This is a genomic window from Roseateles sp., assembly GCF_039595295.1.
Taxonomy (GTDB): Bacteria; Pseudomonadota; Gammaproteobacteria; order Burkholderiales; family Burkholderiaceae_C; genus Roseateles.
Genome location: NZ_JBCNLU010000010.1, coordinates 142,403 through 154,103 on the forward strand (window position 1 = coordinate 142,403; position 11,701 = coordinate 154,103).

Genomic DNA, 11,701 nt, shown 5'->3' on the forward strand with positions numbered 1-11,701 from the left:
GCGATCAGGCCGAGGGTCGCAAGCCCTGCCAGGCCTGCGGCGCGGCGCCGGGCAGTTGCGACAGCTCCAGCACGCGTTCCACCGTCTCGGCGACCATCTCGTCGATGGACTTGGGGTGCAGATACAGCGCGGGCAGCGGCGGGAAGATGATCCCGCCCATCTCGGTCACCGCGGTCATGTTGCGCAGGTGGGCGAGGTTGAGCGGCGTTTCCCGCACCATCAGGATCAGCCGGCGACGCTCCTTGAGCGTCACATCGGCGGCGCGCGTCATGAGGTTGTCCGACAGCCCGTGCGCGACCGCGGCCAACGTGCGCATCGAACACGGCGCGACGACCATCGCCGCGGTCGGGAAGCTGCCGCTGGCGACGCAGGCGCCGACGTCCCCGGGCGAGTAGGCCGCATCGGCCTCGGCCTCGAGTTGGGCGCGGGTCAGCCCCAGTTCGTGATGGGCGTTGAGCACGCCCGCCGGGCTCAGGATCAGGTGCGTCTCGGCGCCGAGCGCGCGGGCGCGACGCAGCAACTGCAGCCCGTAGGCCGCGCCGGTCGCGCCGGTGATGCCGACGATCAGGCGCGGACGCACCGGGCTCATCAGGCGGTGGCCAGCAGCTGCTGCAGTTCGCCGCTCTCGTACATCTCCATCATGATGTCGGAGCCGCCGACGAACTCGCCGCCGATGTAGAGCTGCGGGATGGTCGGCCAGTTGGCGTATTCCTTGATGCCCTGGCGCACGCCTTCGTCCTCGAGGACGTTGAAGGTCTTGATCTCGGTGGCGCCGCTGGCCTTCAGGATCTGGATCGCGCGGCCGGAGAAACCGCACATCGGGAACTGGGCCGTGCCCTTCATGAAGAGCATGACGCGGTTGCCCTTGACCAGGTCGTCGATGCGTTGCTGAACGTCGCTCATGGCGGAATCCTCTCGAATGCGGTGGCGGATGCGGGAATGCGGAACTGCGAAATTGCGGATCTGCGGATCTGCGGATCTGCGGGATCTCGTGTCGCGGCGCGGCAGGTGCCGTTCCCGAGATGGGGAAGCGGCTCGAGCGGGGCGCCGCGCGATCCCGGGATTATCGGGCAGCGGGAATGTCCTCGCTGCGCCGGGCCCGGCCAGGTGTCGCGCAAAGCAGAAGGCCGCCCTGGGGCGGCCCTGGAAACTGCCGGCGGACGCCGTCGCTCAGAAGCTGTAGCTGACGCCGAACTGGACGATCGGCTTGTAGCGGTAGTCGCCGGACAGGTCGGCCTGCGGCGCGCTGTTGCCCAGGCGCAGGCCGGGCGCGCCATTGGCGATCACGCCCAGGTCGGCGCTGAAGCCCCAGCCGTTGCGCAGCGAGTAACTCGTGTAGCCCAGGCCGACGTAGGACAGCGACAGGTTGGGCTCGCGGTCCAGGGCGGTGAGCAGGCTGAGGTTGCGGTTGCCGGCGGAGAGCGTCGGGCTGATGCTGGCGCCGCGGCCCAGGGCGAGACCGCTGCTGCTTTGCAGCAGGGACATCGGGCCCAGCATCAGGCCGCCGGTGGCGCGCAGGCCGCCGCGAGTGCCGCTGCCGAAACCGGAGCCGGTCAGGTAATAGTCCGCCAGCAGGTTGGCGCTGAGCAGCCGGCTGCCGCGGCGGGCGTCGTAGGAGCTCGCGTTGTCGTCCAGGCTCTGGCTGATCTGAAGCCGCGCCTGCCAGCTGCTGAAGGCCTGGGGCTTGGCCCGCAACTGCAAGCCCTGCTGCGCCCAGGCGGATCCGGCCAGAAGACCACCGATCAGGACGGTGGCGAGGCGCAAGGACAGCGGGGCGGCACGCATGGGGAGTCTCCTGGGCGGACGGAAGACGGGCCCGGATAGGAAAAATCCGGGGGCGGGTGAGACGATGCTACGCCCGGCCGAGTTACCGCGCCATATCGATATGCGGGGTTCCCGTGCCCTTGTTCCTGGCCCCGGGTCCGGAAAGGCCGCCATACGTCGTTGCTCAACCCCTTGCATAGCTGGGCGATGCGGCGGGGTCTCGCGCCTAGTCTGGCGACCTTTCCGAACCCGGGGGTGTCGTGCAGGAACGACAGGAAACTATTCCGGCCAGCGGCCACCCGTGGCGCGGGGCTGTCCGCCCAGGTCCCGGCGATTCTCGACCTCGGTGAATCCGCGCTCGCGCAGCAGCGCCATCACGGCCTCCGCTTGGTCCCAGCCGTGCTCCAGCAGCAGCCAGCCGCCCGGTCGAAGCCATTCGGGCGCGGTGGCGACGAGGTGGCGCAGGTCGTCCAGGCCGTCGCCCTCGGGGGTCAGCGCCATGCGGGGCTCGTGGCGCAGTGCGGCCAGGTGGTGATCGTCGCCGGCGACGTAGGGCGGATTGCTGACGATCAGGTCGAAGGGCGGCTGGCCGGCCAGCGGCTCGAACCAGCTGCCCAGGTGGCCGTCGACCGGCAGGTTCAGGCGGCGGGCGTTCTCCAGCGCCACCGCGAGCGCGCCCGGACTGGCGTCGACCATGCGGACGTCGGCATCGGCGCGGCCCGACTTGATGGCCAGCGCGATCGCGCCGGTGCCGGTGCCCAGGTCCACGACGCGCGGCGAGCGCGGGCCGTCGAGGCGCTCCAGCGCCCATTGCACCAGCAACTCGGTATCGGGACGGGGGATCAGGGTCTCGGGGGTGACGCGCAGCGTCAGGCCGAAGAACTCCTTCTCACCGACCAGATAGGCCAGCGGCACCTCGTCCAGCCGTCGGGCGAGCCAGTGCCGGAAGCGCTCGGCGCTGGCGTCGTCCAGCAGGTCGGTGTCGTGGCTGATCAGCCAGGCGCGCGAGACATTCAGCAGCGCCTGCAGCAGGTACTGCGCCTCCGCGCGCGGCAGCCCGGCAGCGATGGCGGCGCGCTCGGCGCCGAGCACGGTCAGCGGGGCGGTCACGTCGCTCATGCGTTGCCGCCTTCCAGCGCCGCGAGCTGCTCCGCCGCCTGTGCCTGCTGCAGCCCCTGCAGCACGTCGTCCAGGTCGCCGTCCATGATCGCGCCCAGCTTGTAGAGCGTCAGATTGATGCGGTGGTCGGTCAGCCGGCCCTGCGGGAAGTTGTAGGTCCGGATGCGATCGCTGCGGTCGCCGCTGCCGATCAGGCTCTTGCGCTGCGCCGCCTCCTTGGCGGCCCGCTCGCTGCGGTCCTTCTCGCGCAGGCGGGCGGCGAGCACGGCCATCGCCTTGGCCTTGTTGCGATGCTGGCTGCGATCGTCCTGGCATTCGGCGACCAGGCCGGTGGGCAGGTGCGTGATGCGGATCGCGCTGTCGGTCTTGTTGACGTGCTGCCCGCCGGCGCCGCTGGCGCGGAAGGTGTCGATGCGCAGCTCGGCCGGGTTGAGCTGGATCTCCTCGGCCTCGTCCGGCTCGGGCATCACGGCCACGGTGCAGGCGCTGGTGTGGATGCGGCCCTGCGACTCGGTGGCGGGAACGCGCTGCACCCGGTGGCCGCCGGACTCGAACTTCAGCTGCCCGTAGACGCTGTCGCCATCCAGGCGCAGCACGATTTCCTTGTAGCCGCCCAGGTCGGATTCATTCGCCGACAGGACCTCGCAGCGCCAGCCGCGGGCCTCGGCGAAGCGGGTGTACATGCGCGTCAGGTCGCCAGCGAAAAGCGCCGATTCGTCCCCGCCGGTGCCGGCGCGGATTTCGAGGAAAGCGGGGCGGTCGTCGTCCGGATCCTTGGGGATGAGCGCCAGCTGCAGCTCCTGGTCCAGCCGCGCCAGGTCGTCCTGCGCCGAGGCGATCTCCTCGCGCGCCATCTCGGCCATGTCGGCGTCGCCGGCGTCGAGCAGCTCCCGGGCGGCGTTCAGGTCGCTCTCGCGTTGGACGTAGCGCCGGTAGCGCTCGACCAGCGAGGACACCTCCGCCTGCTCGCGCGTGAGGGCGCGATAGCGCTTCATGTCGGCGGCGACGCTGCCGTCGGCAAGGATGGTGTCGAGTTCGCTCAGGCGGTAGCCGAGGCGGTCGAACTGCTGGCGCAGGGCGTCTTTCATGGGAGCCGAAATCCGGTGGACGGCGAGGCCGCTGAGGGCACGAGGCCGGTGATGCGTCGAGGAAGTGACCGGTCCGGCGGGCTCCGGGACGGGTCGTTGAGGTTCCGCCAAGCGGGCGGCGCCTCGCCGGTCGCCGCGCGGGGCGGACCGGATCGCTGGAGCGTCGCTAGGAGTCGGCGCGCTCGTGGCCGGCGCCGGGGCCTCCGACGCCGTCCGGCCGCAGACCGGGCGTCCGGGCGCTGTCGCGCAGGAACAGCCGCGAGACCGTCTGCGCCATCGCCATGCGTTGCTCGCCCTCGCTGCCGTTGAGCTCGGCCATCGCGCCGTGCAGCATCTTCTGGGTCAGGCCGCGCGCGAGCGCATCCAGCACCGCCTCCATGTCCTCGCCCTTGGCGAGCCGCTTGCGGGCGCGCTGGAGCTCGGCCTCGCGCCAGCTGTCGGCCTGCTGATGCAGGGCCTGGATCAAGGGAACGGTGTGGCGCTGGCCCAGCCAGTGGGCGAAGCTCTGCACGCCGTTCTCGATGATGGCCTCGGCCTGCTGGACGGCGGCCTGGCGCTTCTCGCCGGCGGTCTGCACCAGCTGCGAGAGGTCGTCCACGGTGTAGAGATAGACGTCGTCCAGCTGGGCGACCTCGGGCTCGATGTCGCGCGGGACGGCCAGATCGACCATGAACATCGGACGGTGACGGCGCTTCTTCAGCGCGCGCTCCACGGCGCCCAGACCGATGAGCGGGAGCGAGGACGCGGTGCAGGAGATCACCGCGTCGAATTCATGCAGGCGCTCGGGCAGGTCGGCCAGACGGAAAGCCTCGGCGCTCAAGTGAGAGGCGAGCTTCTCGCCGCGTTCCAGGGTCCGGTTGGCGACGGCGATGGCCTTCGGGCCCTTGGCCGAGAAATGTGTGCCGACCAGTTCGATCATCTCGCCGGCGCCGACCAGCAGCACCTTGATGTCGGCCAGGTTCTCGAACAGCTGCGAGGCCAGGCGCACCGACGCGGCCGCCATGCTGATCGAGTGGCTGCCGATCTCCGTCGAGCTGCGGACTTCCTTGGCCACCGAGAAGCTGCGCTGGAAGAGCTGATGCAGCGTCGTGCCCAGGGTGCCGGCCTGGTCGGCCTCCCGCACCGCCTGCTTGAGCTGGCCCAGGATTTGCGGCTCGCCCAGCACCATGGAGTCCAGCCCGCTGGCGACGCGGAAGGCGTGGCGCGCGGCGGCCGTGCCCTCGACGACATACGAGTGGTCCATCAGCGTCGCGCTGCCCACGCCGCCCAGTTGGGCCAGCCAGTCCACCGCCGGGCGGACCATGTCGGCGTCGCCGGCGACGTAGAGCTCGGTGCGGTTGCAGGTGGACAGCATCGCGGCCTCGGCGGCCGGCGTCGGACGGCGGCGGCCGGTGCTGACCTGGTCCTGGAAACGCAGCAGCGTGGGGGCCAATTGCTCGAGCGTGAACGCAAAACGTCCGCGCAGATCGAGCGGCGCGGACGTGTGGTTCAGACCGAGGGCGAAAACGGACATGGGCACGATTATAAAATTCCGCCCCGCCCCGTGTGTCACCCGGGACTTGCCCGAGCGCTCTGCGCCCGGGGAAGCGTCAAGAACGACGCATTCGTGACGCTTTCACCCCTCGCCCGGAGCGAACCCTTTCGTGGATCCACTCGACGCCTTCTGGCATTTCGGCAACCTGTTCCTGCCCGCCTGGGGCGTGGCCGCGCTGATGGCGCTGGCGCTCAAGCTGATCTGGCGGCAGGCCGTGTCCGGGATGCGCTGGCGCACGCTGGCCGCCTGGGGCGGGCTGGGCGGGACGCTGGGCATCGTGGCCGCGCTGGTCCTGTTGGGACGTGACGGCACCATGGCCGGCTACGGCCTGATGCTGCTGGGCGTGACGCTCGCGCAATGGGGGGTGAGCGTCAAGAAATAGCCCAGGCAGCCCAGGCGCGAGCCGACCGGGCTGACGTCGCCCCGGTTCAGCCGGGCAGGTCCTCGGTCAGCGGCACCTCGCCGCGCAGCGAGTGCGCGTAGGCCTCGGAGATGCGCACCGGGATGATCTGGTGCATCAGGCGCTCGTGGCCCTTGAAGTTGACGATGCGGTTGCACTCGGTGCGGCCCATCAGTTCGGTGGCGTCGCGCTTGGCGTGGCCCGAGACCAGCACCGGCACCGTCTGGCCGACCAGGCTCTCGTTGTGGCGGAGGGCGGTGGCCTCGATCTCGGCCTGGAGCTCGCGCAGGCGGCGCACCTTCACCTCATGCGGCGTGTCGTCGGCCAGGTTGGCGGCCGGCGTCCCGGGACGCGGGCTGAAGATGAAGCTGAAGGACGCGTCGAAGCCGATGTCGCGCACCAGCTGCATGGTCTTGGCGTGGTCTTCCTCGGTCTCGCCGGGGAAGCCGACGATGAAATCGGAGGCGATGCGGATGTTGGGCCGCACCGCGCGCAGCTTGCGCACGATGCTCTTGAACTGCAGCGCGGTGTAGCCGCGCTTCATCGCCATCAGGATGCGGTCCGAGCCGTGCTGCACCGGCAGATGCACATGGTCCACCAGCTGCGGGATCTTGGCGTAGGCGTCGATCAGGCGCTGGCTGAACTCGTTGGGATGGCTGGTCGTGTAGCGGATGCGCTCGATGCCAGGGATCTCGGCCACGTACTCCAGCAGCATGGCGAAGTCGGCGATCTCCTCGTCGTCATCCGCATTCGCGGCATTCGCGGCGTTGCCGGTACCGGAGGCCGCCTCGCCCAGGCGGCCGCGATAGGCGTTGACGTTCTGGCCCAGCAGCGTCACTTCCTTGACGCCCTGATCGGCCAGCCCGGCGACTTCCTCCAGCACGTCCTCGAAGGGCCGGCTGACTTCCTCGCCGCGGGTGTAGGGCACGACGCAGTAGGAGCAGTACTTGGAGCAGCCTTCCATGATGGAGACGAAGGCCGAGGCGCCCTCGACCTTGGCCGGCGGCAGGTTGTCGAACTTTTCGATCTCGGGGAAGGAGATGTCGACTTGCGGGCGCTGCTGCTGCCGGCGCTCTGCCAGCATCTGTGGCAAGCGGTGCAGGGTCTGCGGGCCGAAGACGACGTCCACGTACGGGGCGCGTTCGATGATGGCCTCGCCTTCCTGGCTGGCGACGCAGCCGCCCACGCCGATCATCACGCCCTTGGCCTTCAGATGCTTGATGCGGCCCAGGTCGGAGAAGACCTTCTCCTGCGCCTTCTCGCGCACCGAGCAGGTGTTGAACAGCACCAGGTCGGCCTGGTCGACGTCGGTGGTGGGCTCATAGCCCTCGGCGGCGCGCAGCACGTCGGCCATCTTGTCCGAGTCGTACTCGTTCATCTGGCAGCCGAAGGTCTTGATGAAGACTTTCTTGCTCATGGGGAACTCCGGGAGAAACGCGGCGCGGCCGCGTGGGGAAATGCGGTGGCCCGCGGGTCGCGGCGTCGACGAGGACGGCCGGCGCGACGCGGGCGGGAATCAGTGGATCAGGGCTTGAGCCAGACCTGGCTGGCCTGGTCGAAGACCAGCTTGGAAGCCTGCTCGGCCGAGGTCGGCCAGGTCTTGTTGGCGAGCTCCACGTCGTTCAACACCCAGACGTCCATCAGCAGACCGTTCATGTCGGTCGTGTAGATCACGGTCAGCTTGGTGTTGAAGAGCGAGCCGGGCGAGGCCCATTGGTCGACCGCGTTGCGGATGCGGGCGCCGGGCGCGAGGCGGGCCGGCTTCTTGTTGAGCGTGACGTCGGGAGCGACGCCCACGATCAGCTCGCCGCGCAGGGCGCGCTGCGGGAAGTAGCGATGGCCGGGCGCGATCTGCGCGTGAGCCGCGGAGGCGGCGAACAGTCCGGCGAGGGCGGTGCTGGCGACCAGCGCCGTCAGCAGTCGACGGCGGGGCAGGGCGGGCGTGGCACAGCGGTACATGGTGTAGATCCAGTGGCTGCGGAAAAGCCGCGAGTGTAGCGGGCGGCCCGCCGGCAGGCGTGTCCGGCGATGCCCGCCGGGTCAGAACCGGGCGCCGCCGGTGTTCTGCGCCAGCGCGGCCTGCGCGGGCTCCGGCAGCACGTAGACCACGCCCGGGCCGTGGCCCAGGACCGGGGTGACGACGCGGTCGAAGAACTCGCCGGTGACCACGACGCAGCCCAGCGAGATGCGGTTGTCGTCCGGCGAGGGTGAGGCCAGGCGCTCGGCGCGGCGCTCCGAGGCCGGGCTGGGGCGCAGGCGGTGGATGGCGAAGGCGGCGTCGTAATCCACCCAGATCACCGTTTCGCCCTTGAGGTTGGGACCGGGCTGGCTGTCGTAGCGGCCGGCCGGCGTGGTGCGCAGCGCCGCCGGGATGCCGGTGGCGACCATCTGGCCGACGCCGGGAGCGACGGTGTCGCCGCGCGCCAGGCCCAGCAGCGCGGGGGCCGCGCCGACCAGGCGGCCGTCGGCGGTGAAGACGAAGAGCTTGGCCTCCTTCTTGTCGACGACGGCGAAGGGCCGGCCTTGGGCGTCGCCGCGCTCGAAAGCGTTGCGGGCCATGTCGCGGGCTTCGGGGGAGGCGGATTCGCCGCGGAAGTCGACGGCGGCTTGCGGCGCGGCCGGCTGCGCCTGCGCGCTGGGAACGCCCAGCGACAGCGCCGTCAGCGCCGTCAGCGCCGCCATCGCGCACGTGGCCGTCACTGGCATCGCCAGCTGGAACCAGCCCGAACGAGCGCGGATCTCGCGCTTTCTCCACCACCCGAAAGCCTTCATGTACAGCCCGATGTCTTTCTCGCGGACGGGTTGGGTTCGCTTCGGCGTGGGGCCGAGGTGTCCGCTGGGGCGGGATATTAAGGAGAAGCGACTTGTTTCAATCGGAGATGTGACCGCCCAAACGCCCGGACTTTCCCGGGAATTTGTAAGCCGTGCGAATACCGCGACGGATTCACGCCGCTTGTTCGTATGCCGCTAGGATGTTGCGGTGCAGCAAAGCCGCTGCCGGTTTCCCGGAAGGACCTCCCATGGCCGCCACGACGGAAGACCTGGATGACGCCCTGCCTGCGGCGTCCTCCCCTGCGAGCGATGGCGTCGATCTCGGCGCTGTTGACGCGCACGCTGCGAGCGACGCGCACGACGACCACATCACGCCACAGCCCACCGGCTCGCGCAACGCGGATCGCGAGCCGGTGCGGGTGGATCTGGCGCTGCAGGGCGGGGGATCGCACGGCGCCTTCACCTGGGGCGTGCTGGACCGGCTGCTGGAAGAGGGCTGGCTGAAGCTGGACGGCATCTCCGGCACCTCGGCCGGGGCGATGAACGCGGCGGTGATGCTCACCGGCCTGGAGCGCGGCGGCCGCGACGGCGCGCGCGAGGCGCTGGCCGCGTTCTGGCGCGGCGTCGCGGATGCGGCGCTGCTGAGCCCGCTGCGGCGCGGTCCGCTGGACATCCTCACCGGCCAATGGGCGCTGGACAACTCGCCGATGTTCCTGATGCTGGACCTGGCCGCGCGCGTCTGGTCACCCTACGACTTCAACCCGCGCGGCAGCAACCCGCTGGGCGCGCTGCTGGACTCCCACGTGGACTTCGAGCGCCTGGCGGCCTCGGAAGTGAAGCTCTTCGTCACCGCGACCAATGTGCGCACTGGCCGCGGCCGCGTCTTCGTCAACGCCGAGTTGCGGCCCGAGGTACTGATGGCCTCGGCCTGCCTGCCCAGCCTGTTCCACGCGGTGGAGATCGACGGCGAAAGCTACTGGGACGGCGGCTACGCCGGCAACCCGACGATCACGCCGCTGGTGCGGCATTGCCGCTCGGAGGACACCATCCTGGTCCAGATCAATCCGGTCGCGCGCGAGGATGTGCCGCGCGACGCGCGCGCCATCCACAACCGCATCAACGAGCTGTCCTTCAATGCGCCGCTGCTCAAGGAGCTGCGCATGATTGCGATCCTGCGCCAGGTCGCCGACGCGGGCCAGAGCGAAGGCCGCCAATGGGCGCGCATGCGCATCCACCGCATCGGCACCGACGCGGTGGACAACCTGGGCGCCTCGTCCAAGATGCTGGCCGAATGGCGCTTCTTCGAGCGCCTGCGCGACGAAGGCCGAGCGGCGGCGGGCGCCTTCATCGCCGCGCATGCGGACGACCTGGGCCAGCGCTCGACCTTCGACCTCGACGCGCTCATCGGGGAGGCCTGACCATGCATGCGATCGGCCTGCTGGGCATCGTGGTCGGACTGGCGCTGCTGGTCGGCTTCTCGTATCGCGGCTGGACGGTGTTGCTGCTGGCGCCGGCCGCGGCACTGGTCGCGGCGGCGCTGTCGGGCCAGCCGGTGCTGGCGCACTGGACGCAGGTCTTCATGCCCGCGGCGGCGGGCTTCTTGGCGCAGTTCTTCCCGCTGTTCCTGATGGGCGCCATCTTCGGCAAGTTGATGGAGGACAGCGGCTCGGTGCGGGCGATCGCGGGCTTCATGACCGGCTGGCTGGGGCCGAAACGGGCGCTGCTGGCGGTGGTGCTGGCGGGCGCGGCGGTGACCTACGGCGGGGTGAGCCTGTTCGTCGCCTTCTTCGTGCTGGCGCCCATGGGCCACGCGATGTTCCGCGCGGCCGATCTGCCGCCTCGACTGATGCCGGCGGCGATCGCGCTGGGCACCTCGACCTTCACCATGTCCGCGCTGCCCGGCACGCCGGCGATCCAGAACGCCATCCCCATGCCGTTCTTCGGCACGACGGCCTTCGCCGCGCCGGGACTGGGCCTGATCGCGGCGGCCATCATGCTGGGCTTCGGCCTGTGGTGGCTGGGCGTGGTCGAGCGCCGCGCCCGCCGCGCCGGCGAGGGCTATCGCGCGCCCGGCCCCACGCGCGACGCCGCCACCGATCCGCTGCTGCGCGAGCGCGGCAACATGGCCGGCCACTTCGATCCGGCGGAGCTCTCGTCCTCCTTCAACGGCGCAGGCCCTCCCGGCATCGTGGCGGCGGCGCTGCCGCTGCTGGTGGTCGTCGGTGTCAATCTGCTGACGAGTCTCGTTGTGCTGCCGCGCCTGGACACCGGCTACCTCGCCGAGCGCCGCTTCGGCGGGGTCGACCTCACCGCCGTGGGCGGCGTGTGGGCGGTGCTGATCGCGCTTTTCGTCGCGAACCTGGTGCTGGTCGCGCTGCATTGGCGCCGGCTGAGCGACCTCAAGCGCAGCATCGACGCGGGCGCGAACGCCGCCGTCTTGCCGGTGCTCTCCGTGGCGAGTCTGGTGGGCTTCGGCGCGGTCGTGGCCTCGCTGCCGGCCTTCGGGCTGGTGAAGGACTGGGTGCTGGGCATCGAGGGCGGTCCGCTGGTGTCGCTGGCGGTGTCGACGAATCTGCTGGCGGCGCTGACCGGGTCCGCCTCGGGCGGGCTGACGATCGCGCTGGAGGCGCTCGGACCGACCTTCATGCAGGTGGCGCACACGACGGGCCTGGACCCGGCGCTGCTGCACCGCGTCGCGGTGATCGGCGCCGGCACGCTGGACAGCCTGCCGCACAACGGCGCGGTCGTGTCGCTGCTGGCCGTCTGCGGCTGCACGCACAAGGAGAGCTATCGCGACATCGTCGTCGTCGGCATCCTCGGCGCACTGCTGGCGCTGGTCGCGGTGATCGCGCTGGGCGGGATGTTCGGGAGCTTCTGAGCCAGCCCCAGCCCGGTGCCCTTGCGCGTCAATCGCCCGCTGGATGCGAGGCGCGCCAGCCTGTCGCGCGGCGCGGACGACATCGCCCCGCGTACGCGTACGTCATTACCGCGCAGCAACATCCCGCCGCGCGCTGACACATCAGA

The 11,701-nt window shown here is 70.4% G+C and carries 12 protein-coding genes; 3 read left to right on the forward strand and 9 right to left on the reverse strand.

The window, feature by feature from the left end; translation table 11 throughout:
* Nucleotides 1-4 precede the first annotated feature (4 nt).
* The 6 genes from ABDW59_RS10315 to hemA all read right to left on the reverse strand — a co-directional run bounded on the left by ABDW59_RS10315 (nt 5) and on the right by hemA (nt 5,484).
* Nucleotides 5-589 (reverse strand): UbiX family flavin prenyltransferase, encoded by a 585-nt coding sequence (locus tag ABDW59_RS10315; RefSeq protein WP_343629645.1) that lies wholly within the window; start codon nt 587-589, stop codon nt 5-7.
* On the reverse strand, nt 589-903 hold the full coding sequence (grxD, locus tag ABDW59_RS10320) for a Grx4 family monothiol glutaredoxin (protein ID WP_343629646.1): 315 nt from the start codon (nt 901-903) through the stop codon (nt 589-591). Before grxD ends, ABDW59_RS10315 begins: the two co-directional genes overlap by 1 nt.
* A gap of 267 nt (nt 904-1,170) precedes the next feature.
* On the reverse strand, nt 1,171-1,785 hold the full coding sequence (locus ABDW59_RS10325) for a hypothetical protein (RefSeq protein ID WP_343629647.1): 615 nt from the start codon (nt 1,783-1,785) through the stop codon (nt 1,171-1,173).
* Nucleotides 1,786-2,043: 258 nt separating this feature from the next.
* Entirely contained in the window at nt 2,044-2,883 is an 840-nt protein-coding gene (prmC, locus tag ABDW59_RS10330) for a peptide chain release factor N(5)-glutamine methyltransferase (protein WP_343629648.1), read from the reverse strand.
* A complete protein-coding gene (prfA, locus tag ABDW59_RS10335; protein ID WP_343629649.1) occupies nt 2,880-3,971 on the reverse strand; it encodes a peptide chain release factor 1 in 1,092 nt (363 codons plus the stop codon). The genes prmC and prfA overlap by 4 nt, the downstream gene beginning before the upstream one ends.
* A 166-nt stretch (nt 3,972-4,137) precedes the next feature.
* Nucleotides 4,138-5,484: a glutamyl-tRNA reductase gene (hemA, locus tag ABDW59_RS10340; RefSeq protein ID WP_343629650.1), complete on the reverse strand. Its 1,347-nt coding sequence runs from the start codon at nt 5,482-5,484 to the stop codon at nt 4,138-4,140.
* 130 nt (nt 5,485-5,614) lie between these two features.
* Between hemA and ABDW59_RS10345 the strand changes: the two genes are divergently transcribed.
* Nucleotides 5,615-5,887 (forward strand): hypothetical protein, encoded by a 273-nt coding sequence (locus tag ABDW59_RS10345; RefSeq protein WP_343629651.1) that lies wholly within the window; start codon nt 5,615-5,617, stop codon nt 5,885-5,887.
* Between the two features lie 46 nt (nt 5,888-5,933).
* On the opposite strand, the gene miaB is transcribed toward ABDW59_RS10345, so the two are convergent.
* From miaB to ABDW59_RS10360, 3 genes are all read right to left on the reverse strand, one after another.
* A complete protein-coding gene (miaB, locus tag ABDW59_RS10350) occupies nt 5,934-7,322 on the reverse strand; it encodes a tRNA (N6-isopentenyl adenosine(37)-C2)-methylthiotransferase MiaB (protein ID WP_343629652.1) in 1,389 nt (462 codons plus the stop codon).
* Nucleotides 7,323-7,429: 107 nt separating this feature from the next.
* Nucleotides 7,430-7,864, reverse strand: coding sequence for a hypothetical protein (locus ABDW59_RS10355; protein ID WP_343629653.1), 435 nt, complete (start codon nt 7,862-7,864; stop codon nt 7,430-7,432).
* Nucleotides 7,865-7,945: 81 nt separating this feature from the next.
* Entirely contained in the window at nt 7,946-8,677 is a 732-nt protein-coding gene (locus ABDW59_RS10360; protein ID WP_343629654.1) for a hypothetical protein, read from the reverse strand.
* Nucleotides 8,678-9,108: 431 nt separating this feature from the next.
* Between ABDW59_RS10360 and ABDW59_RS10365 the strand changes: the two genes are divergently transcribed.
* A complete protein-coding gene (locus tag ABDW59_RS10365; RefSeq protein WP_343629673.1) occupies nt 9,109-10,095 on the forward strand; it encodes a patatin-like phospholipase family protein in 987 nt (328 codons plus the stop codon).
* A 2-nt stretch (nt 10,096-10,097) separates the two neighbouring features.
* Nucleotides 10,098-11,555, forward strand: a complete 1,458-nt coding sequence (locus tag ABDW59_RS10370) for a GntP family permease (RefSeq protein WP_343629655.1) — start codon at nt 10,098-10,100, stop codon at nt 11,553-11,555.
* Nucleotides 11,556-11,701 lie beyond the last annotated feature (146 nt).